Here is a 24083-nt window from a genome sequence, read left to right on the forward strand (position 1 = left end):
ATGGAGATCACAGCGGAATCTGTATGGAGTAATTGTCTCGATTTTATTAAAGATAACATACAACCTCAAGCCTATAAAACATGGTTTGAACCCATACAAGCTGTAAAAATTGCCGGCAATGCATTGAGCATTCAGGTACCAAGTAAATTTTTCTATGAGTGGTTAGAAGAACATTACGTTAAAATCCTAAAAGTTGCCCTTACTAAAGAGTTAGGTGATGATGCCAAATTGGTATACGTCATTAAAATGGAAAATACTTATGGCAACAAACAACCTTTTACAGAAAAGATTCCAAGTGCCAACAGAACACCTGTAAAGTCACAAGACGTTGATGTTCCGTTTAATAATAAAAGTCCAGAATTAAAGAATCCTTTTATAATTCCTGGAATTAGAAACGTAAAAATTGAATCTCAACTTAATCCAAGTTATACTTTTGAGAATTTTTTAGAAGGAGACTCTAACCGTTTAGCTAGAAATGCAGGAATTGCAGTAGCTAACAAACCTGGTGGAACGTCTTTTAATCCACTTTTAATTTTTGGTGGTGTTGGTTTAGGAAAAACACACTTAGCTCATGCTATTGGTGTAGATATAAAAGACAAATATCCTGAAAAGACAGTTCTTTACATTTCTGCTGAAAAATTTACGCAACAGTATATTGATTCTGTGAAAAAGAACAACAGAAATGATTTTATTCACTTTTATCAAATCATTGATGTTTTAATTATAGACGACGTACAATTCCTATCTGGTAAAACAGGTACGCAAGATGTATTCTTCCATATCTTTAACCACTTACACCAAAATGGTAAACAAGTTGTATTAACAAGTGATAAGGCGCCTGTTGATATGCAAGATATTGAACAACGTTTATTATCTCGTTTTAAATGGGGACTTTCTGCCGAGTTGCAAACTCCAGATTTTGAAACCAGAGTTTCTATCCTTAAAAACAAACTTTACAGAGATGGCGTAGAAATGCCAGATGAAATTGTAGAGTATGTTGCTAAGCATATAAAAACTAATGTTAGAGAACTGGAAGGTGCCATAATTTCTTTGATAGCACAGTCGTCTTTTAATAAAAAAGAAATTACAATAAACCTTGCTAAGGATATTGTAGATAAATTTGTAAAGAACACTAAGCGCGAAGTATCTATAGACTATATTCAAAAAGTCGTTTCAGATTATTTCCAAATGGATGTTAGTACGCTTCAATCAAAGACACGTAAACGTCATATTGTACAAGCACGTCAGTTAGCCATGTTTTTTGCAAAAAAATACACCAAAGCTTCTTTAGCAAGTATTGGCTCTCAAATTGGACAACGCGATCATGCTACTGTTTTACATGCATGTAAAACCGTTGACAACTTATCTTCTACTGATAAACAGTTCAGAAAATACGTTGAGGATTTAGCTAAAAAATTATCGCTTTAAACTTCTGAAATCATGACTCGAATTTTAATGGTGTGTCTTGGCAATATTTGTCGTTCGCCATTGGCTCATGGTATCTTAGAATCTAAACTTAATACTTCCGAATTTTATGTTGATTCTGCTGGTACAGCAGCCTATCATGTTGGCCATCAACCAGATCATCGTTCAATTAAAGTTGCGAGAAATAATGGTATAGATATTAGCCATCAAACTGCAAGGCAATTTAAGACTTCAGACTTTGATTTGTTTGATAACATCTATGCTATGGACTCTTCTAATTACACTAACATTATTAGTCTAGCAAGAAACAATTCAGACATTGGTAAAGTGAAGTTATTTTTAGAGGAAAACCCAAATATTTCTAACAAAAATGTACCTGATCCTTATTATGGAGATATGAATGATTTTGAATATGTTTTTGATTTGATTGAAACGACTTCCGCTATTATTGCCAAACAACTACTTGAAGATTAAATAAAAGCTTCAAACCAATTCTTTGATTTTTCGTAACTTAGAGAAGTTAACACTTCCAAAACTAACGCTATGAAAAAACTTATTACCCTTTTTTGCATCTCTTGCCTTACCTTTTGTTTTGCTCAAGACCTAGAGTTGGAATCTTTTGCTTCCGGATTTAACCGTCCCGTGAACATAAAACATGCTGGTGATGACAGGCTGTTCGTGGTTGAGCAAGATGGTATTATTAAAATTGTAAATTCAGATGGAACAGTTGAAACTACCAACTTTCTAGATATTGATAACATAGTTGGTAGCATAGGTAATGAACAAGGATTGCTAGGCTTGGCTTTTCATCCAGATTTTGCAACTAACGGTTACTTCTTTGTTAATTACACCAATAATTCTGGTGATACTGTAATTTCTAGATTTTCTAGAATTGGTGTTGACCCAACAATTGCAGATCCAAATTCAGAATTAATAATACTCACCTATTCACAACCTTACACTAATCATAATGGTGGCGAACTGCAGTTTGGGCCTGATGGTTATTTATATATTTCTAGTGGTGATGGAGGTTCTGGTGGAGATCCACAAAACAATAGTCAAAACCTCAACAGCTTGCTAGGAAAATTACTTCGGATAGATGTTAATAATTCTTCAGCTTCAAACCCTTACGCAATACCTGCAGACAACCCTTTTGTTGGTAATGCTTCTGCAAGAGATGAGATTTGGGCTTATGGATTGCGTAACCCTTGGAAATTTTCTTTTGACAGCGCAAATGATGATTTATGGATTGCAGACGTAGGCCAAAATGCCAGAGAGGAAATTAATCAAATAGCTTCAACTGCTGCTGGACTCAATTATGGCTGGAGATGTTACGAAGGTAACAGTTCTTATAACTTAAGCGGTTGCCCTAGTAGTAGCACTATGACTTTCCCTGTATCTGAATATTCCCATTCTGGAGGAAGATGCTCCATTACTGGTGGCTATGTTTATAGAGGTTCAACCTATCCTAATTTGGTTGGGTCTTATTTGTTTGGTGATGTATGTTCTCAAGAAATTGGTTATCTAAAATTTGAAAATGGAAGTTGGAATTCAACCTTTGAAAGTTTCTCTGGAAATTGGGTTGCTTTTGGTGAAGACATAAATGGTGAACTTTATGTATCTAACCTTAGTGGTAGTATTTTTAAGATTTCAGATGCGCTTCTTAGTATTGATGAGAATACTCAAAACACCATATCAATTTATCCAAATCCTGCTAATACCGTTTTGAATATAGATTTTTTGGGTACTGCCATTACAAATTCAACTACGATTAACATTTTTGATATTCAAGGAAAGCTAATAAAGTCAATTTTAAAAGATAATATTGATACCTTTACGAGCATAAATATTTCAGACTTAAAAAGCGGTTTTTACATCCTCAAAATTAAGTCTGAAGATGGTGAAAAAGCCACTCAAAAATTCGTAATAAACTAAAATGACAAGCTCAAAAGGTCAACTTTATCTCATCCCAACAAGACTTGGAGACAATCCTCCATTGGAAGTCTTACCTATTTCAATAAAAAAAGTTATAGAGGAAATTGACTATTATATTGTTGAAAACGAAAAAACTGCTCGTCGGTTTATAAAACGAGTTTCTCCAAGCAAATCTCAACCTTCTCTTAAATTGAGTGTGCTCAACAAATATACAACCGAAGAGGAACGTAACACCTTTTTAAATCCATGTTTAGAAGGTCATACCATTGGGTTACTTTCCGAGGCTGGTTGCCCAGCTATTGCAGATCCAGGTTCTGATATTGTGAGTTTGGCGCATAGCATGGATATAAAAGTAGTGCCATTAGTTGGTCCTTCTTCTATTATATTGGCATTGATGGCTTCTGGAATGAACGGACAAAGTTTTTGTTTTAATGGCTATTTGCCAATAGATAAAGCAGAACGAAAATCTAAACTAAAAAGCTTAGAACGCTTATCTTCGGAACACAACCAAGCTCAAATATTTATAGAAACTCCGTACAGAAACATGAAAATGTTAGAGGATTTAGCAAATGTTTTACATCCAGATACAAGAGTCTGTGTAGCTTGCGATCTTACACTACCAACTGAATTTATAAAAACACAACCAGCAAAGGATTGGAAACACAATAAAGAAGACCTACACAAAAGGCCTGCTATCTTTATTATTCAAAAAAGTTAGATTTTTGCTTTAGCTTTCTTGTTAGGCTTAACGATCGTAGTATCGTAACCCGAAAACTTTTTCATGTAATACTTTACAGTAGAACCATAAGCATCAGAAAGGTTGTAATCGCCATAGCTACGTAAAAACTTTTTCACGGTACCAGGTCCTGCCAAATGCGCAGCAGCTAAAATACCAGATTCAGTTACTTTTACACCAGCAATGTATTTACCTTCAAAGCGTTTAATGTCTTTTCTTAAAATCCATTTATTACGAGATGCATTTGCCATAAATGCTTTTTCCTGTAATTCTGGATTGTATAAAAACTGATTAGGATTGTATACTCCAATTAATTTTAAAGTTTCTGCACCAAACTGGTACTTTCCTAAATAACCTAATGTATTTACTGTAAAATAGTCACCTCTTGATTCTTTAAAAGCTAGCGCTTCTTTAAAGCCTTCAAAAGATTTTCCTAAGTGTGGAGTAAAAATGTCTGAATTAGATGTATTTGCCCCTTGGGACATAGCCAAATCAGACTTAATATTGTAGTTTAAATCTAATCCATCTGTAGAATACAAGTCTGTATTTAAAGAGGAATTTGGATAAAGTGCCAATGCAATTACTAAGCAAATTGAAAATGGCAACAAGTAATTCTTAACGCTATTTTTTATCATAACAGCCAATTTTTAACTGATAAAACTTTCCCCATAAGTATCTATCAAAATCGCGTGCAAATATACAAAATTTATTTAAATACTGAAAATCAATTCGTTAAGGTTTGTTAAAAGTTGTCAATAGTAGAAATAATGCATCTTTAACCGACCTTTACTATTTAATTCCAATGCAGGAAAAGGCACCTTAATTACGTTCAAAACGTCAAAAATAGTTTTCAATACATGAGATTTTGTTTTTATTCTACTCAAATCTATATCTAAGCTTAGGTAGTATTGCCTTGTTCTGTTTTGATTTATGAAGAACGGATCATTAGGTTCGCCTGTTAACATACCATCCGCACCATAACCAAATGCCAGGTTTAACCAATTTGGAAAACCATCTATTTTTAAGAACGAATTAATATTAGCACTCAACCAATACGTTTGCCCATTGTAATCTTTTAAAAACTCCTCAGCCAATCCATCTCCTAACTTATCTGGTCGTTGTTTTGCATATCGTGTTTGATGAAACGAGTACTTTAAAAGTATACGTTGCTCTTCCCAAAATAATTCCTGGCCTACAAAAAGTCCTGTACCGAGAGTATTGGCAGCCATATCTGTCCATGAAAATCCCCATTCTTCAGAAAAGCCATCCATCACCTCAACAGCTGTTAAAAATCCTAAGCCTAATGCAGAACCGTATATGATTTGATTTTTTTTACCAACTCCTGCCCAATTAAGTGTATTAGCACCTAATCGACTTAGTTGATACGAAGAAAACACATGACCCAACTTATCCATTTGTAACCATTCTCCACTATCGTTAATAGTTTTGAATTTTGAACGCGGATAATCAGCATACCATAACTGGTCTAAACCAATGAGTGCAGTAGTAGCTAATGATACTTCTGAAATAAGAACGGTATTTCGTCGAGATATATTTAAAGAGTCACTAGGTTTTAAAAATTGGTTGATTTTGGATTGTGCAAAAAGAGATCCCGAAACACAAAACAGAAGAATGATATGCGTGAGGGAAGACTTCAATCCTTAACGGTTAATTCCTTGAGACGATAAATACCTCTGATATTCTCTGGCATTGTTATTATGTTGCGCCAAAGTTTTTGCAAACTTATGATAACCTAAACGTTTTGCGTCTGCCGCAAAATAAAGATAGTTGTGCTTTTCAGGATTTAAAACTGCATTTATAGCAGACAAATCTGGCATAGCTATAAGTCCTGGTGGTAATCCTAAGTTTTTGTATGTATTGTAAGGCGACTCTATTTCTTTATGAACATTAAGAACACGTCTAATCACGGTGTCCTTATATTCTGGTAACTGATAAGCCGCAAACTTTAGCGTTGGATCTGCCTGTAAAGGCATACCTATTCTAAGCCTGTTTAAGTAAACACCAGCTACTCTGGGTTGCTCATCGGCTTGTTTAGATTCTTCATGCACAATGGAAGCTAAAGTCATTACCTCATCTGGAGATAAGTTTAGTTGCTTTGCTTTTTCTAATCTGCTTTCGTTCCAAAAACGATTGTATTCTGTAAGCATTTTTTCTCTAAAACCTTCTGCAGAAGTATTCCAAAAAAATTCATAGCTATTTGGCAAATACATACCTAATGCTGTGGCTTTTGTAAAGCCGTTTTTCTCTAAGAATGTATTATCTATCATAGAATTTAACAATGAAACACTATCAGCTTCAATCTGAGTACTAATCCTTCCTGCTAATTCCTCTAAACTATGTTGATTGTTGAATGCGATTTTTATTGGTAAGTTTTTGCTTCGTATAGAATTAATAATCTCGTTATTATTCATTCCTTTTGAAATCGCAAAACGACCTGCTTTTATGTTAGATGTATATTTTTTTTGTTTGGCCAATGCATCAAACGAACCCATATCTTTTAATAAAGGTTCTAATTGCTGTCTTACCTGAATGTAATTAGCATCAGTAGGTATGTAAATATAAGCTGTTTCATTTTCAAATTTTGTATTAGGCTGAAACATAGCACCATAAATATAGTATGCAATACCACCAAAAATTAACAAACCGATTATGGCTACTGCCCAAAGTATCTTTTTTATATACATATATTAATTATTAATACGCTGTAACATATATTCGTTGGAAAATTGTTGTCCATCAAAGCTCCAATCTCTTTTCAATCCTATTTTTTTGAAGCCATTGTTTTCAAACAAATTCAAACTCGCCGAATTAGTTTCTGAAATATTGGCATAAACCTGATGCAAATGAAGCGTTTTAAAACAATAAGTCACCAATAAATCTAAAGCTTCTTTACCGAAACCTTTATAACGATTTACTTCATCTTTTATTAAAATGCCAATACCTGCGCGCTTGTTTTTAATATCAAAATCAAATACATCTATTAATCCAACAGCTACACCTTCAAGAGTACAAATAGCTAACCGTAACTGTTTGGCCTCAAAAATATCTTGTTGAGCGTTTTCTAAATATTGCTTTATTAAAAATCTTGAATATGGCGTTTGAGTATCGCTCAAAGCCCAAAGTGAAGTGTCGTTTTCTATCTCATACACAAAATCGAGATCTTCTGGCTCTAAAGCTCTCAAATAGATATGTTTACCTTTTAAACTTACCATTCTATTTCGCCTTTAAAAACTTGCTCTGCAGGACCAATAAGCCAGATATCTTCGTAACCATTATCGTTCTTGGTAAAATGTACTTTAAGTTCTCCGCCTTCAACTTTTAATTCAACTTGGTTTTGCATCGTTTTATTAATCTTGTGCATTGCTAAAGCTACCGCAGTAACTCCTGTACCACAAGACAAGGTCTCGTCCTCTACTCCACGCTCATAGGTTCTTACTGCAAATCGATTGTCTGCTAATTGTTCAACAAAATTAACATTGCTTCCTGCTTCATTATATGGCTCACCATATCTAATTTTAGATCCTTTTGATTTTACATCTAAGCCTTTAATATCACTTACCATTTCTACATGATGTGGTGAGCCTGTATCTAAAAACAAATGATTGTCAAAAACTACAACCACATCTACATTTTGCATATGTAAATGAATAATTTGGTCTTCAATCTTAGCCTTATGCAAACCATCAATAGCTAAAAATTCGGTTTCATTTTCTATAATTCCCAAAAATTTAGCAAATGCTACAATACACCGTCCTCCATTGCCACACATAGTGCTTTGATTGCCATCTGAGTTATAATATACCATCTTAAAGTCTGAAGATGAATCATTTTCTAAAAGTATAAAACCATCTGCACCAATGCCAAAACGTCTGTCACATAATTCGGCAATACGTTTGGTATTGTTTTTGTCTATTTGTTGTAAACGATTATCAACAATAATAAAATCGTTTCCGGTGCCTTGATATTTATAGAATGTCATTGTCATAATTCTGAGCAAATATAAGAATTAAAGACCGTATTAAGCGATGTTAAAAGGCAGTTAAAGTTGACGTTAAATAGTCGTTAAAATGAAAATTAAAATTCAATATATATCTAAATTTAAACGTTAAAAAGAAAAACTTAAATCCTGAAAATTATGAAGAAGATCCTATCATTAGTCGGTGTTTCGGTATTAGGTGGTCTGCTAACCCTAGGTGGTTACAAGCTTTTTATTGAAAAAGAACAACCAGAGCAATTAGCTGTAGAACAGGTTTCCGACTTACCTGTATATGTACCGACAAACACAACTATCAACAATTCTGCTGCAACAATACCTAACTTTGTAGATGCCGCAGAGAAATCTCTAGATGCTGTAGTGCATGTTAAAAACACAGCTATTGTGTCTGCTCCAATAACTATGGGAGATTACTTTTTTGGGAGATCGCAACCTCGCGCACAAGTAGGTACTGGAAGTGGTGTTATCATTTCGCCAACAGGCTACATTGTTACAAATAATCACGTTATCCAAAATGCTAACGAAATTAGCATTACACTCAACAATAATAAAACTTACATGGCAGAATTGGTTGGTACCGATGAAGCTACTGATATTGCCTTAATAAAAATTGAAGCCGAAGAAGATCTACCATTCTTAGCTTTTGGTGATTCTGATGGTGCGAAAATTGGCGAATGGGTTTTAGCCGTTGGTAATCCGTTTAATTTAAATTCTACTGTAACTGCTGGAATAATTAGTGCAAAATCGAGAGACTTAAGTGGTAGAAACACGCAGTCTTTTATTCAAACAGATGCTGCAGTAAATCCAGGTAATTCTGGTGGTGCATTAGTAAATACTAATGGAGATTTAATCGGTATTAATACCGCAATATCGTCTCGTGATGGTTCTTACATTGGGTATTCCTTTGCAGTACCAAGCAACATTGCTCGTAAGATTGTAAACGACATTATGGAATATGGCAATGTACAAAATGGTATTCTTGGTGTAGTTGGTGGTGCACTTAACAGTAAAGCTGCAGAAGAACTAGGAACTAACATTACAGAAGGTTTTTATGTAAGCGATGTTACTGAAGATACAGGTGCAGAAAAAGCCGGAATTAAATCTGGAGACATCATTAAAAAAATTGACAATGTTGAAATTAATAAGTTCTCTGACCTATCTGGTTATCTAAAAACTAAAAGTCCAAACGACGAAGTTAACGTAACTCTGATAAGAGATGGTAATGAAGAAATTGTACCTGTTACACTTTTAAAACCTTCTCAAACCATAATAGAGACTATTGGCATGGTAAAAAATGCTTCCAAAACGGACTTAAAGAAATTTGACACTGACTATGGTCTAAAAATATATGAATTTGATGAGCGCTACAAAGCCTACTGGAACAGAGAAGGTATAAAAGAGGGCAGCATCATAACACGAATTAATGGTAAAAAATTATACACTGTTGATGATGCACAAAATGCTATTAAAACAAGAAATATGAACGAACCACTTCAAATTGAAGTTATAAATAGTCAAGGAGAAAAGGTTGTTTATAATTTTAGATAAAAAAACTTAAAAACTCATTAAAAATCACCCTTCAAAGTACAATTCTTTGAAGGGTTTTTATTTTCGGTAAAAAGTGCTACGAAAACGTTTGAAATATGTATTTTTGCGCCAAATTAAAAAACACTAAACCAATAAAAAATGGGTTTTAACGACACTTACGAAAAAGAGTTAGCGTTTCAAGCAGACCGTCGCAGAGCAACGGTTGAATTTATTAAAACAGTAAGCGACCTATGGTACGACAATTCCATTGAGCTTGTTTTATTCAGAAATCAATTAATCGACAGAAAAGTGAGCGAAATTTTAAATCTGCACGAATATGCAGGCGAATTTGTTCAAAAGCCAATTTCAATCTTTGATTCTGTAGAAATTGCTCAGGCAATCAAAAAATTAAATTTACCTCCTGCTAAATTAGACATTGGTAAATTAACGTACGAGTATCACTTAGAAGATCAGAAGTACGATAATGCTACAGCTTTTGTTGCAGCTAAATTAAAAGATGCTTATAACTCTAAAGAGTTAGAACCTAAAGATGTTATTCTTTATGGTTTTGGTAGAATTGGTAGATTAGTAGCACGTGAACTTATGACACGTACTGGTAAAGGCAACCAACTAAGATTAAGAGCTATTGTAACCCGTGGTGAGATTAACGAAACTGTTTTAGAAAAGCGTGCTTCTTTATTGAGAAACGATTCTGTGCATGGAGATTTCTCTGGTACGGTTAGCGTAGATGTTAAGAACAGTGCTTTAATTGTTAATGGTACAACGGTTAATATCATTTCTGCAAATGCGCCAGAAGATATTGACTACACAAAATACGGTATCAACAATGCATTAGTAATTGACAATACAGGAGCATTTAGAGATGACAAAGCTTTAGGAAGACATTTAAAATCTAAAGGTGTAGAAAAAGTGTTATTAACTGCACCTGGAAAAGGAGTGCCTAATATCGTACATGGAGTTAACCACTTAGAGCATAACCCAGATGAAGTTAAGATTTTCTCTGCGGCTTCTTGTACTACTAACGCTATTACACCTGTTTTAAAAGCTGTTGAAGATTCTTTTGGTGTAAAGTCTGGACATTTAGAAACTATTCACGCATATACAAACGACCAGAACTTGGTAGATAACTTCCACAAAAAATACAGACGTGGTAGAGCTGCTGGTCTTAACATGGTAATTACAGAAACTGGTGCCGGACAAGCAGTGAGTAAAGCATTACCTTCATTAGATGGCAAATTAACTTCTAATGCGATTAGAGTTCCTGTGCCAAATGGTTCTTTAGCGATTCTTAACTTAGAATTAGAAAAAGAAACTTCTGTAGAGACCATGAATACCATCATGAAAAAATACGCGCTTGAAGGTGATTTAGTTGAGCAAATTAAATATGAAATGAGTGACGAACTTGTTTCTAGTGATATTGTTGGAAGCTCAGCACCATCAATCTACGATAGTAAAGCAACCATTGTAAGAGCCGACGGTAAAAATGTCATCTTATATATATGGTACGATAACGAATATGGCTATAGCCACCAAGTTATTAGACTTGCAAAATATGTTTCTAAAGTAAGACGCTATACTTATTATTAGAATCTTTTGAAAAGGAAAAAAGAAAAAATCTTGTCGTTTGGCAAGATTTTTTTGTTTTAAAAACATCCAAAGCAACACTAAGTGCGTATATGAACTGTTGAGTAAAATTGATGATGCATTTGTTTTACAAATTATTGAAACTAATGCCCATAAAATCATTATCTTGGCACCTAATTAATCGAACACAACCAAAATAATTACAATATGAAGTTTTTAGCTAAAGTCACTGTAATTCTTATAGTTACCTTTAACCTACAAACCTTAACCGCACAAACTCAGCAAGACGATGCTGATGAACAATACTCTTTAGATAGCGGCAATATAGATAGTCAATTTGAATATGTTTTTAGAAAATCCGGAAACTTTAAAGGTACAAATGGGCAACCTTACGAAGCTGTAAAACAAGCTTGGTTATTAAAATTAAAGGCCAATGTATTAGATTCACTAAAAACAACCTATAAAGATTTAGCCAATTCTGAAGCTACAGTTGCCAACCAAGTTAAAGAAATAGATGATCTAAAGGCAAAGCTTGGCAACACACAAACCACTTTAGACCAAACAAACGAAGAAAAAAATAACATGGCATTATTGGGAATGCAAACTAGCAAAACCAATTATAATGTCATTATGTGGACAATCATCGCAGCGCTAACAGCTTTGCTTTTGTTCTTTATATACAAATTTAAAAACAGTAACTCACTAACCAAAGAAGCAAAATACAAACTCGAAGAAGTAGAAAGCGAGTTTGAGGAACACAGACGCAACGCTTTAGAGCGCGAGCAAAAAGTAAGACGCCAACTTCAAGATGAGTTGAATAAGAATAAGGCTTAGCAAATACCTTTTTATAAATATTGAAAATCCGTAATTAGCATTGCGGATTTTTTTGTTGTTGTATAATGATTATTAAAGATTTAAGTTTACACGACTTAATAAACTTCAAATGAAAACTGTTATTACCCTTTTTTTATTTCTACTTTTCTCAAACTCAATAAGTATCAAAACCGAAAAAATTTTTATACAATCTGAAAGTCCAATAAACAGTCGTCTATTAATTATAGAAGAAGATGAGCATTCAGTTTATGCATATGTAGTTAGAGAAGATCGTGAAAGTATTGAATTTGATGGCTTTTTGTGCTCTGTTACAAATCCATTTGACAATAACATAGACCTTGAAAAGTATAAAGAATCTGGATACCCACCTCCATTAATTGAAAAGTATGCTAACGAGTATAGTTACGTAAAAAATCTTAAGACTGAAGATATTAGCATAAAATGGAGTGAAAATTTAGCTGAAATTTCAATCAAAGGAACAAAGTATTTAAAAATGGATTTGGCAAATAAAATAAGCTATTCAAAAAGTTTAAAAACGGATTGTCCATACGGAAAACAATTAACTGAATAAATTACGAAATAGCATAACTATTCTAAATCACCCAACTAAATTATTTTAATAAGCCTACCTTTGCACACAATTTAGAAAGACCATGCGCATAGATATCATAACCGTTTTACCAGAACTTTTAAAAAGTCCGTTTGAAGCTTCAATACTTAAACGTGCCATAGAAGCAGATTTGGTAGAAGTTCATTTTCATAACCTTAGAGATTACACCACAGACAATTATAAATCTGTGGACGATTACCAATTTGGTGGTGGAGCTGGTATGGTAATGATGATAGAGCCCATAGATAAATGTATTTCTGGTTTGCAATCAGAGCGTAACTATGACGAAATCATATATATGACACCAGATGGCGAGCGTCTTAACCAAAGTATAGCCAACCAAGTATCATTAAAAGAAAACATCATCATACTTTGTGGTCATTATAAAGGTGTAGACCAACGCGTGCGCGATAAATTTATCACCAGAGAAATCTCAATTGGAGATTATGTGTTGTCTGGTGGCGAATTGGGTGCAGCTGTGCTATGCGATGCGGTTATTAGATTAATACCAGGTGTTTTGGGAAATGAGACTTCTGCCCTAACCGATTCGTTTCAAGATAATCTGTTAGCACCACCAATTTATACAAGACCGAGAGACTATAAAGGCATGAAAGTCCCTGAAGTATTGTTTAGCGGTAACTTTGGTAAAATAGAAAAATGGCGCGAAGAACAAGCCTACCTACGTACCAAAGAAAGACGGCCAGATTTACTGGAAGAATAATCTTCTTAAAATTATTAATTATTAATTGCCAATTACCAATTAATAATTATCTTTGCACCCACTTTTGGATTAACCTCTGGCGAAAACCGTGAATGTTGATTTGAAACAACTATTATAAAAGAGAAAACATGGATTCTTTAGTAAAATTTGTACAAGACGAATTTGTAACCAAAAAAGACTTACCAAACTTTAGTGCTGGTGATACAATTACTGTATACTACGAAATTAGAGAAGGTGATAAAGTAAGAACACAGTTCTTTAAAGGTGTTGTATTACAACGTAAAGGAAGTGGTGCTTCAGAAACTTTTACAATCCGTAAAATGTCTGGTACTGTTGGTGTAGAGCGTATCTTCCCAATTAACTTACCAGCTTTACAAAAAATTGAAGTTAACAAGCGCGGTAAAGTACGTAGAGCACGTATATTCTACTTTAGAGGTCTTACTGGTAAAAAAGCAAGAATTAAAGAAGTTAGAAGATAATCTAACGCACATAACATTAAAAAAGCCTTCAATACTGAAGGCTTTTTTAGTTATTAACTTTTGTTAATAAGTGCAGTTTATAAATTGTGCATATCTAAATCGTTAAAAAATTTGCTTATTCGGAATATAAATATACTTTAGCTAAACAATCAACAACAAACAGTGTTTGGTTTTAAAAGAAATTTTAGATTTATGTTAATTGTTTAAAGTAACGTTCTTTAAAATTAATGAGATTGTTTTTTGAGGTTAGCGAACCGCTTGTGTAGGCAAGTGTTGGAAAGTTAACCATGAAGTTTAAGTTTTATAGTATGCTTGCAGATTATAAAGCGTAAGTGGAAAGCTTTGAAAAAGTAACGGAATCGAAAGTGAACGCGAAAAGGATGAGCAATGTTTTTGGAGGTGTAGAACACGCAAGTGAAGAACAAAGAAGAAAACATCAAGAAAAACAAATCTTATGAAACAGAGTAGTATCAGGTCAATACATTTTGAAAGGTATGAAACGTTTCACTTGAAGTAGGAACACTTGAACTGAAAAGGATGATGATGAAAATCATACAGCTGAGTTAGTGAAAGCTAAATAGGTCACGTTAGTACTGTTTCAAAAAGAAGCCATGTCAGAACAGTTTTACTGTAGTGATATGGCTTTTTGTTTTTATCTATAATTCCAGGCTTAAGAATTGTCTTCCTGAACTTTGCTTAAGTACCTCAAGAATAATAATATCATCACTATATTTACCAGATGAATTTACAAAGCATATCTGATCAAAATTACAGTAATAAAAACTACACCACTAACCTACTTCCAAAAGCAGAATACAGCTATTGCACCTTTACAAACTGTAATTTTGAAAATTCAGACATTTCTAACAACGTTTTTTTAGAATGTGAATTTGTGGATTGTAACTTTAGTAATGTCAATATAAAGCATACTACATTTAATGATGTAAGTTTTAAATCTTGTAAGCTCGTTGGTATTAATTTTAAAGATTGTAGTGAATTTCTACTAAACTTCAACTTTAGTAATTGTAATCTTAATCTTAGCTCGTTTTCTGATATGAACATCAACAAAACACATTTTACAGATTGTAAAATACATCAAGTAGATTTTACATATACAGAAGCAAAAGAATCCGAGTTTACCCAGTGCGACTTAATGAATTCTATTTTCAACAACACCAATCTTGAGAAAGCAGATTTTTCGACAGCGTTTAATTTCAATATCAATCCTGCTAAAAACAATCTTAAAGGTGCTCAGTTTTCAAAAAATAATATTGAAGGGCTATTAAATACCTTCAAAATAAAAATTAAATAAAGAATCTAACTATTTAGGTATTTAACCCAACAAATTCTCAAAATTTACCATCAATTACTAGCAATCTCGCAATCGCTAAACCCTATCTATTTTGTATATTTGCACAGCTTAAAAATAAGCTTAAGCATATTCACATTATATTTAACAACCTATGACCAAAATAGCAAAGATTGTTTACACAAAAACAGACGAAGCGCCAGCTTTAGCAACACGTTCTTTTTTACCAATAGTTCAATCATTTACCAAATCTTCAGGTATAACTATTGAAACAAAAGACATCTCATTAGCAGCAAGAATTTTAGCTGTATTTCCAGATTTTTTAACTGAAGATCAAAAAGTAGCAGATGCACTTACAGAACTAGGAGAATTAGCAAAAAAACCAGAAGCTAATATTATTAAATTACCTAATATTAGTGCTTCAGTTCCTCAATTAGAGGCTGCTATTGAAGAACTTCAAGCTAAGGGATATAACCTTCCAGACTATCCAGATGAACCAAAAAATGATACTGAAAAAGAAATCAAGGCTCGTTACGACAAAGTAAAAGGTAGCGCTGTAAATCCAGTATTAAGAGAAGGAAACTCAGACAGACGCGCACCAAAAGCTGTTAAGAATTACGCTAAGAAAAACCCACACAGCATGGGAGCTTGGTCGTCAGATTCTAAAACGCATGTAGCAACGATGAGTGAAGGAGATTTTGCACACAATGAAAAATCGTACACTACTCCTGCTGCTACTACTGTTAAAATAGTTCATACAGATACAGAAGGCAATACAACTGTATTAAAAGATAACTTAGCATTACAAGCCGAAGAAATTATCGACGCTACTGTAATGAGTAAAAAAGCGCTTTTAGCTTTCTTAGAAAGAGAAATAAAAGATGCCAAAGCACAAGGCGTATTAATGTCTTTGCACATGAAAGCTACCATGATGAAGGTTTCTGACCCTATCATTTTCGGTCATGCTGTAAGAACCTATTTCAAACCTGTTTTTGAAAAACATGCTGATACTTTTAAGAAAATTGGTGTGGATGTAAATAATGGTTTTGGAAACTTAATAGAAAACCTTGAAGAATTGCCAGAAGCAAAACGTAAAGAAATCCAAGCTGATATTGATGCTGCTTTTAACGAAGGTCCGGATTTGGCTATGGTAAATTCAGATAAAGGTATAACCAACTTACACGTACCAAGCGACGTTATTATTGATGCTTCTATGCCTGCAATGATTCGTACTTCTGGCCAAATGTGGAACAAAGATGGTAAACAACAAGACACAAAAGCTATCATTCCAGATAGTAGTTATGCTGGTGTTTATACAGCTACAATAGACTTCTGTAAAAAACATGGTGCTTTTGATCCGACAACAATGGGAACTGTTCCAAATGTTGGTCTTATGGCTCAGAAAGCGGAAGAATATGGTTCACACGATAAAACTTTCGAAATTGCTTCTAACGGCAAAGTAGAAGTTATTGATGCTAATGGAACTGTTTTGATAAGTCACGATGTTGAAGGTGGTGATATCTGGAGAATGTGCCAGGTTAAAGATGCACCTGTGCAAGATTGGATTAAACTAGCAGTAACACGTGCAAAAGCCTCTCAAACACCTGCTGTTTTCTGGTTAAATGAAGATAGAGCGCATGATTCTGAGTTAATTAAAAAAGTAAATAAATACCTTCCAAATTACGATACCGAAGGTTTAGATATTAGAATCCTTTCACCTATAGAAGCAACTAACTTTACGTTAGAGCGTATTAAAGAAGGTAAAGATACAATCTCTGTTACAGGAAACGTACTTAGAGATTATCTTACTGATTTATTTCCAATTTTAGAATTAGGAACAAGTGCAAAAATGTTATCTATTGTTCCATTAATGAATGGTGGAGGTTTATTTGAAACTGGTGCTGGTGGATCTGCTCCAAAGCACGTACAACAATTTGTTGAAGAAAATCATTTAAGATGGGATTCTCTTGGAGAATTTTTAGCTCTAGCAGTATCTTTAGATCATTTTGCTGAAGTTAATGACAATGCTAAGGCTCGTGTGTTAGGTGAAACTTTAGATGAAGCAACTGAAAAGCTGTTAGAAAATAAAAAAGGACCTTCTCGTAAAGTAAACGAACTAGACAACAGAGGTAGTCACTTCTATTTAGCGTTATATTGGGCTGAAGCTTTAGCTAATCAAAATAAAGATAATGCTTTAAAAGAAGAGTTTTCTACAATTTATAATGCACTTTCGTCAAAAGAAGAGCAAATCGTAGCAGAACTTATAGATTGTCAAGGAAGCCCTGTAGAAATTGAAGGATACTATTTCCCTAACGAAACATTAACAAGTAGTGCAATGCGACCAAGCAAAACACTCAATTCCATATTAAATTAAGTTAAACTTAAAAAAAAGCTTCATTGAAAAATGAAGCTTTTTTTATACATTTAGTTTATAATTTCTTTTTGAAAACTAACAGCAAATGTCATTTATAAAAACAACAGAACAAGATTCTTTATACAACGACTTAGAAACAATGTCTGTAAAAGATATTATTTCTAATATTAATAAAGAAGATAAAACTGTACCGTTAGCTGTAGAAAAGGCATTACCTCAAATTGAAGCTCTTATTAATCAAGTTACCTTCAAATTAAAAAACGGTGGAAGACTATTTTATATTGGAGCAGGAACGAGTGGTAGATTAGGTATTTTAGATGCATCAGAATGCCCTCCGACATTTGGAGTTTCCCATGATTTAGTTATAGGCTTAATAGCTGGTGGAGATAAAGCCATAAGAAAGGCAGTAGAAAACGCCGAAGACTCTACAACTCAAGGTTGGGAAGACTTAAAAGCATTTAATATCTCTAAAAAAGATATTGTTATAGGAATCGCTGCATCAGGAACTACCCCCTATGTTGTTAGTACTTTAAAAAAATGTAATCAAGCAAATATTATTACTGGTTGTATTACTTGTAATAAAAATAGCCCTTTAAGTTTAGAAGCAAATTATCCTATTGAAATTATCGTAGGTCCAGAATTTCTCACAGGTAGCTCAAGAATGAAAGCTGGAACTGCTCAGAAATTAGTTCTTAATATGATTACCACCACGTCAATGATACAATTAGGCAAGGTTAAAGGCAATAAGATGATAGATATGCAACTAAGTAATGATAAATTAGTTGAAAGAGGTATAAAAATGATTATGAATGAATTGAGCATATCTAAAGAAGAAGCAAGCAAACTACTAAATACACATAAAAGCGTAAGAAAGAGTATTAATCATGGACGAACAAAACAGAACAGATAAAGATATTTTAAAAAAGGGTATAAAACGATTAGCTATCTGCTTGGTATTAATGTTCCTCGGGCCTACACTTCTACACTTAACTCTCAATAATGATGACAAACCTTTATATATCCCTCTCTTAATTGTATCTATACTTCTTTGTATTTCAGCAATAGTAATGTTGTTTTTAGGACTAAACACAATAATGGATAGTATGTTTAAAAAGAAAAATTAAGTTTAATATTCATCCTTATTTAAAATCAAAAATTGATAAAACAAAAAACCCTTACCAATTATAGGTAAGGGTTTTCAAAAAAGGCGGCGACCTACTCTTCCACAGACGTAGTACCATCGGCGCAAACGGGCTTAACTTCTCTGTTCGGAAAGGTAAGAGGTGAGCCCCGTCGCTATAACCACCTTAAACTGTTTCGGTCGTTTAAACCGTATAATATAACATATTGAAAAAAGTCACATGATTTGTACTTATAAAAAGAGCGGCGTACAATAAGCCTATGGGTTATTAGTACTACTCGGCTATGACATTACTGCCTTTACACCTGTAGCCTATCAACGTGGTCATCTTCCACGACCCTTTAAAGAAATCTCATCTTGTGGTGGGTTTCGCGCTTATATGCTTTCAGCGCTTATCCCTTCCGAACGTAGCTACCCTGCAATGCCCCTGGCGGAACAACAGGTACACTAGAGGTTCGTCCAACTCGGTCCTCTCGTACTAGAGTCAGATCCACTCAAATTTCTAACGCCCACAGTAGATAGAGACCGAACTGTCTCACGACGTTCTGAACCCAGCTCGCGTGCCACTTTAATGGGCGAACAGCCCAACCCTTGGGACCTTCTCCAGCCCCAGGATGTGACGAGCCGACATCGAGGTGCCAAACCCCCCCGTCGATGTGAGCTCTTGGGGGAGATCAGCCTGTTATCCCCGGAGTACCTTTTATCCTTTGAGCGATGGCCCTTCCATGCGGAACCACCGGATCACTATGCTCTACTTTCGTACCTGATCGACCTGTATGTCTCTCAGTCAAGCCCCCTTATGCCATTGCACTCTACGCACGGTTACCAAGCGTGCTGAGGGAACCTTTAGAAGCCTCCGTTACTCTTTTGGAGGCGACCACCCCAGTCAAACTACCCACCAAGCACTGTCCTTCGCAAGAAGTTAGACTCTAGATAAGCAAAGGGTGGTATTTCAACAATGACTCCACAACGCCTAGCGACGCCGCTTCAAAGTCTCCCACCTATCCTACACATTACTTATCCAAAGCCAATACTAAGCTATAGTAAAGGTTCACGGGGTCTTTTCGTCCCACTGCGGGTAATCGGCATCTTCACCGATACTACAATTTCACCGAGCTCATGGCTGAGACAGTGTCCAGATCGTTACACCATTCGTGCAGGTCGGAACTTACCCGACAAGGAATTTCGCTACCTTAGGACCGTTATAGTTACGGCCGCCGTTTACTGGGGCTTCATTTGAGATCTTCGAAGTAAACTTCTAAACCCTCCACTTAACCTTCCAGCACCGGGCAGGTGTCAGGCCCTATACATCATCTTTCGATTTAGCAGAGCCCTGTGTTTTTGATAAACAGTCGCCTGGACCTTTTCACTGCGGCCCACCCTGAGGTGGGCGACGCTTCTCCCGAAGTTACGCGTCTATTTTGCCTAGTTCCTTAGCCATGAATCTCTCGAGCACCTTAGAATTCTCATCCCAACTACCTGTGTCGGTTTACGGTACGGGCTGCTTCACTCGCTTTTCTTGGAACCTCCTTCGCTGCATTATCACCTTGGCCGTAGCCTCAGTGTACTATCGCTTGCGCTTCAACGTACTATTCCGTCAGTACGCAGCAACCACGGAGATCCGTCACTTTTAGTGTGAGCAGGTACGGGAATATTAACCCGTTGTCCATCCACTACCCCTTTCGGGTTCGCGTTAGGTCCCGACTAACCCTCAGCTGATTAGCATAGCTGAGGAAACCTTAGTCTTTCGGTGTGCGGGTTTCTCGCCCGCATTATCGTTACTTATGCCTACATTTTCTTTTGTAGCTTCTCCAGCATACCTCGCAGTACACCTTCGACGACACTACAATGCTCCCCTACCACTTTTTCAAGTCCATAGCTTCGGTAGTATGTTTATGCCCGATTATTATCCATGCCGAACCGCTCGACTAGTGAGCTGTTACGCACTCTTTAAATGAATGGCTGCTTCCAAGCCAACATCCTAGCTGTCTAAGCAGTTCAACCTCGTTTATTCAACTTAACATACATTTGGGGACCTTAGCTGATGGTCTGGGTTCTTTCCCTCTCGGACATGGACCTTAGCACCCATGCCCTCACTGCTGATCATCATTTTATAGCATTCGGAGTTTGTCAGGAATTGGTAGGCGGTGAAGCCCCCGCATCCAATCAGTAGCTCTACCTCTATAAAACTAAATCAACGCTGCACCTAAATGCATTTCGGGGAGTACGAGCTATTTCCGAGTTTGATTGGCCTTTCACCCCTACCCACAGGTCATCCGAAGACTTTTCAACGTCAACCGGTTCGGGCCTCCACTATGTGTTACCACAGCTTCACCCTGCCCATGGGTAGATCACACGGTTTCGCGTCTACCACTACTAACTAAGCGCCCTATTCAGACTCGCTTTCGCTACGGATCCGCACCTGAAGTGCTTAACCTTGCTAGCAACGGTAACTCGTAGGCTCATTATGCAAAAGGCACGCCGTCACGGATAAATCCGCTCCGACCGCTTGTAAGCGTATGGTTTCAGGTTCTATTTCACTCCCTTATTCAGGGTTCTTTTCACCTTTCCCTCACGGTACTAGTTCACTATCGGTCTCTCAGGAGTATTTAGCCTTATCGGATGGTCCCGACAAATTCATACAGGGTTACACGTGCCCCGCACTACTCAGGATACTGCTATCTCTCTAATCTTTACCTATACCGGGCTATCACCGTCTCTGGCCTGTCTTTCCAAACAGTTCTAGTTCATTATAGATCGAATATCGCAGTCCTACAACCCCAGCATTGCCGTAACAATACTGGTTTGGGCTAATCCGCGTTCGCTCGCCACTACTAGCGGAATCACTTTTGTTTTCTTCTCCTCCGGGTACTTAGATGTTTCAGTTCTCCGGGTTCGCTTCCTTTCGGATAACATGTCTTCAACATGCTGGGTTGCCCCATTCGGATATCTGCGGATCGATTTGTATGTGCCAATCCCCGCAGCTTTTCGCAGCTTATCACGTCCTTCATCGCCTCTGAGAGCCTAGGCATTCCCCATACGCTCTTATTTAGCTTATTGTACTTTTGTCTTTTTAATGAGTTACAATTATTGCTCGTTACAATAATTTAATTTTATTAAATATTTCTATCTAATTTTCATGTATCTTTTTTCAATATGTCAATGAACTTTTAACCTCTCGGTCTTGTGGAGAATACCGGAGTCGAACCGGTGACCTCCTGCGTGCAAGGCAGGCGCTCTAGCCAGCTGAGCTAATTCCCCATATACTAGTAGTTAGTATATAGTAGTTAGTAGTTAGTCCAACTACCCACTCAACTTCTAGAATTTCCTTTAATTTAGTAGTCTCAGGCAGACTCGAACTGCCGACCTCTACATTATCAGTGTAGCGCTCTAACCAGCTGAGCTATGAGACTCTACTTAATTATTGATATCTTAAATTAACAGCAAGAGAATAAATCCTTTTATTTCCTTTTATGTGATAGATTTCCTATCAGTCGTCTTTCTCTAGAAAGGAGGTGTTCCAGCCGCACCTTCCGGTACGGCTACCTTGTTACGACTTAGCCCTAGTTACCGATTTTACCCTAGGCCGCTCCTTGCGGTGACGGACTTCAGGCACTCCCAGCTTCCATGGCTTGACGGGCGGTGTGTACAAGGCCCGGGAACGTATTCACCGGATCATGGCTGATATCCGATTACTAGCGATTCCAGCTTCACGGAGTCGAGTTGCAGACTCCGATCCGAACTGAGATATAGTTTGTAGATTCGCTCCTTCTCGCGAAGTGGCTGCTCATTGTCTATACCATTGTAGCACGTGTGTAGCCCAGGACGTAAGGGCCGTGATGATTTGACGTCATCCCCACCTTCCTCACGGTTTGCACCGGCAGTCTTGCTAGAGTTCCCGACATTACTCGCTGGCAACTAACAACAGGGGTTGCGCTCGTTATAGGACTTAACCTGACACCTCACGGCACGAGCTGACGACAACCATGCAGCACCTTGTAGATAGTCCGAAGAAATAGCTATCTCTAGCTAATGCAATCTACATTTAAGCCCTGGTAAGGTTCCTCGCGTATCATCGAATTAAACCACATGCTCCACCGCTTGTGCGGGCCCCCGTCAATTCCTTTGAGTTTCATTCTTGCGAACGTACTCCCCAGGTGGGTCACTTATCACTTTCGCTTAGCCACTCAGACCGAAATCCGAACAGCTAGTGACCATCGTTTACGGCGTGGACTACCGGGGTATCTAATCCCGTTCGCTCCCCACGCTTTCGTCCATCAGTGTCAATATATTGTTAGTGATCTGCCTTCGCAATTGGTATTCTATGTAATATCTATGCATTTCACCGCTACACTACATATTCTAACCACTTCACAATAATTCAAGACTAGCAGTATCAAAGGCAGTTCTACAGTTGAGCTGCAGGCTTTCACCTCTGACTTACCAATCCACCTACGGACCCTTTAAACCCAATGATTCCGGATAACGCTTGCATCCTCCGTATTACCGCGGCTGCTGGCACGGAGTTAGCCGATGCTTATTCTTACGGTACCGTCAGCCACCTACACGTAGATGGGTTTCTTCCCGTATAAAAGCAGTTTACAACCCATAGGGCAGTCTTCCTGCACGCGGCATGGCTGGATCAGGCTTTCGCCCATTGTCCAATATTCCTCACTGCTGCCTCCCGTAGGAGTCTGGTCCGTGTCTCAGTACCAGTGTGGGGGATCCCCCTCTCAGGGCCCCTATCTATCGTTGCCATGGTGTGCCGTTACCACACCATCTAGCTAATAGAACGCATACTCATCTCTTACCGCCGAAACTTTAATCTAAATAACATGCGAAATTTAGATACTATGGGGTATTATTCTTCGTTTCCAAAGGCTATTCCCCAGTAAAAGGTAGATTGTATACGCGTTACGCACCCGTGCGCCACTCGTCAGCAAAAAAGCAAGCTTTTTCCTGTTACCGTTCGACTTGCATGTGTTAGGCCTGCCGCTAGCGTTCATCCTGAGCCAGGATCAAACTCTTCATCGTTAAATTTTTAAGTCTTACGACTTATTCTCTTAACAACTTAATAGGAATTATCTCAGTACTCTAAATGATCTATTCTCTTGTTTTCACCAACCGTTTCCAGTTGGTTTTTACGCTGTCAATTCAATATGTTAATGAACTTTTTCTTTACTTTTTCTTAACCTTATTTCGTTAAGCGGGTGCAAATATAAAACCCTTTTTTTATTCCCACAACATCTTTTTGAAAAAATTTAAATTTATTTTTTTTCGATGCCTTTTCTGTGAATGAACTTCCCCGTTTCTCGAACAATCTGTCCGTTTAGGGGCTGCAAATATATAACCCTTTTCTTTACTACCAAATA

General features: G+C 36.5%; 19 protein-coding genes, 2 tRNA genes and 3 rRNA genes. 14 read left to right on the plus strand and 10 right to left on the minus strand.

All coding sequences use genetic code 11. The features are described from left to right. From dnaA to MST30_RS00020, 4 genes are all read left to right on the plus strand, one after another. Positions 1-1428: a chromosomal replication initiator protein DnaA gene (gene dnaA, locus MST30_RS00005; protein ID WP_243472369.1), complete on the plus strand. Its 1428-nt coding sequence runs from the start codon at positions 1-3 to the stop codon at positions 1426-1428. A gap of 12 nt (positions 1429-1440) precedes the next feature. Then, a complete protein-coding gene (locus MST30_RS00010; RefSeq protein ID WP_243472370.1) occupies positions 1441-1899 on the plus strand; it encodes a low molecular weight protein-tyrosine-phosphatase in 459 nt (152 codons plus the stop codon). Positions 1900-1968: 69 nt separating this feature from the next. After that, positions 1969-3360, plus strand: a complete 1392-nt coding sequence (locus MST30_RS00015) for a PQQ-dependent sugar dehydrogenase (protein ID WP_243472371.1) — start codon at positions 1969-1971, stop codon at positions 3358-3360. 1 nt (position 3361) lies between these two features. Beyond that, positions 3362-4078 (plus strand): SAM-dependent methyltransferase, encoded by a 717-nt coding sequence (locus MST30_RS00020; protein ID WP_243472372.1) that lies wholly within the window; start codon positions 3362-3364, stop codon positions 4076-4078. Here the strand turns inward: MST30_RS00020 and MST30_RS00025 are convergent. The 5 genes from MST30_RS00025 to dapF all read right to left on the minus strand — a co-directional run bounded on the left by MST30_RS00025 (position 4075) and on the right by dapF (position 8102). Continuing rightward, positions 4075-4731, minus strand: a complete 657-nt coding sequence (locus MST30_RS00025) for a peptidoglycan-binding protein LysM (RefSeq protein ID WP_243472373.1) — start codon at positions 4729-4731, stop codon at positions 4075-4077. The two genes, MST30_RS00020 and MST30_RS00025, sit on opposite strands and share 4 nt — an antisense overlap. Positions 4732-4848: 117 nt before the next feature. Next, positions 4849-5754 carry a DUF2279 domain-containing protein gene (locus MST30_RS00030; RefSeq protein ID WP_243472374.1) on the minus strand — a complete coding sequence of 302 codons (906 nt, stop codon included), beginning with the start codon at positions 5752-5754 and terminating at the stop codon, positions 4849-4851. 3 nt (positions 5755-5757) lie between these two features. Then, positions 5758-6801 (minus strand): endolytic transglycosylase MltG, encoded by a 1044-nt coding sequence (gene mltG / locus MST30_RS00035; protein ID WP_243472375.1) that lies wholly within the window; start codon positions 6799-6801, stop codon positions 5758-5760. Between the two features lie 3 nt (positions 6802-6804). Continuing rightward, positions 6805-7329 (minus strand): GNAT family N-acetyltransferase, encoded by a 525-nt coding sequence (locus MST30_RS00040; RefSeq protein WP_243472376.1) that lies wholly within the window; start codon positions 7327-7329, stop codon positions 6805-6807. Beyond that, positions 7323-8102, minus strand: coding sequence for a diaminopimelate epimerase (dapF, locus tag MST30_RS00045; RefSeq protein ID WP_243472377.1), 780 nt, complete (start codon positions 8100-8102; stop codon positions 7323-7325). Before dapF ends, MST30_RS00040 begins: the two co-directional genes overlap by 7 nt. A gap of 150 nt (positions 8103-8252) precedes the next feature. On the opposite strand from dapF, the gene MST30_RS00050 reads away from it, so the two are divergent. From MST30_RS00050 to MST30_RS00095, 10 genes are all read left to right on the plus strand, one after another. Then, on the plus strand, positions 8253-9659 hold the full coding sequence (locus tag MST30_RS00050; RefSeq protein ID WP_243472378.1) for a trypsin-like peptidase domain-containing protein: 1407 nt from the start codon (positions 8253-8255) through the stop codon (positions 9657-9659). 138 nt (positions 9660-9797) lie between these two features. Further along, positions 9798-11246, plus strand: a complete 1449-nt coding sequence (locus tag MST30_RS00055; RefSeq protein ID WP_243472379.1) for a glyceraldehyde-3-phosphate dehydrogenase — start codon at positions 9798-9800, stop codon at positions 11244-11246. Positions 11247-11450: 204 nt separating this feature from the next. Continuing rightward, the gene (locus MST30_RS00060) at positions 11451-12077 is read left to right on the plus strand and encodes a tRNA (guanine-N1)-methyltransferase (RefSeq protein WP_243472380.1); all 627 of its coding nucleotides are present in this window, start codon (positions 11451-11453) and stop codon (positions 12075-12077) included. 109 nt (positions 12078-12186) lie between these two features. Further along, a complete protein-coding gene (locus tag MST30_RS00065; protein ID WP_243472381.1) occupies positions 12187-12648 on the plus strand; it encodes a hypothetical protein in 462 nt (153 codons plus the stop codon). An 82-nt stretch (positions 12649-12730) separates the two neighbouring features. Continuing rightward, positions 12731-13408: a tRNA (guanosine(37)-N1)-methyltransferase TrmD gene (trmD, locus tag MST30_RS00070; RefSeq protein WP_243472382.1), complete on the plus strand. Its 678-nt coding sequence runs from the start codon at positions 12731-12733 to the stop codon at positions 13406-13408. A gap of 128 nt (positions 13409-13536) precedes the next feature. Then, positions 13537-13887, plus strand: coding sequence for a 50S ribosomal protein L19 (gene rplS / locus MST30_RS00075; protein ID WP_243472383.1), 351 nt, complete (start codon positions 13537-13539; stop codon positions 13885-13887). Positions 13888-14626: 739 nt separating this feature from the next. After that, complete coding sequence (locus tag MST30_RS00080; RefSeq protein ID WP_243472384.1) at positions 14627-15199, plus strand: pentapeptide repeat-containing protein; 573 nt, start codon at positions 14627-14629, stop codon at positions 15197-15199. Positions 15200-15350: 151 nt separating this feature from the next. Continuing rightward, on the plus strand, positions 15351-17570 hold the full coding sequence (locus tag MST30_RS00085; RefSeq protein ID WP_243472385.1) for an NADP-dependent isocitrate dehydrogenase: 2220 nt from the start codon (positions 15351-15353) through the stop codon (positions 17568-17570). Positions 17571-17655: 85 nt separating this feature from the next. Beyond that, positions 17656-18480: an N-acetylmuramic acid 6-phosphate etherase gene (gene murQ, locus MST30_RS00090; protein WP_243472386.1), complete on the plus strand. Its 825-nt coding sequence runs from the start codon at positions 17656-17658 to the stop codon at positions 18478-18480. Continuing rightward, entirely contained in the window at positions 18455-18694 is a 240-nt protein-coding gene (locus MST30_RS00095; protein WP_243472387.1) for a DUF6095 family protein, read from the plus strand. The genes murQ and MST30_RS00095 overlap by 26 nt, the downstream gene beginning before the upstream one ends. 78 nt (positions 18695-18772) lie before the next feature. Here MST30_RS00095 and rrf read toward each other — a convergent pair. The 5 genes from rrf to MST30_RS00120 all read right to left on the minus strand — a co-directional run bounded on the left by rrf (position 18773) and on the right by MST30_RS00120 (position 23745). Next, positions 18773-18880 (minus strand): 5S ribosomal RNA (rrf, locus tag MST30_RS00100). A gap of 79 nt (positions 18881-18959) precedes the next feature. Beyond that, positions 18960-21771: ribosomal RNA gene (locus MST30_RS00105) — 23S ribosomal RNA — on the minus strand. A gap of 127 nt (positions 21772-21898) precedes the next feature. Then, positions 21899-21972 (minus strand) — tRNA-Ala (locus MST30_RS00110). A gap of 78 nt (positions 21973-22050) precedes the next feature. After that, positions 22051-22124: transfer RNA gene (locus tag MST30_RS00115), tRNA-Ile, on the minus strand. Positions 22125-22219: 95 nt separating this feature from the next. Further along, positions 22220-23745, minus strand: a 16S ribosomal RNA gene (locus MST30_RS00120). Together the 16S, 23S and 5S rRNA genes with 2 tRNA genes alongside form the textbook arrangement of a ribosomal RNA operon. Positions 23746-24083 lie beyond the last annotated feature (338 nt).

It is taken from the genome of Winogradskyella sp. MH6 (assembly GCF_022810765.1).
Taxonomy (GTDB): Bacteria; Bacteroidota; Bacteroidia; order Flavobacteriales; family Flavobacteriaceae; genus Winogradskyella.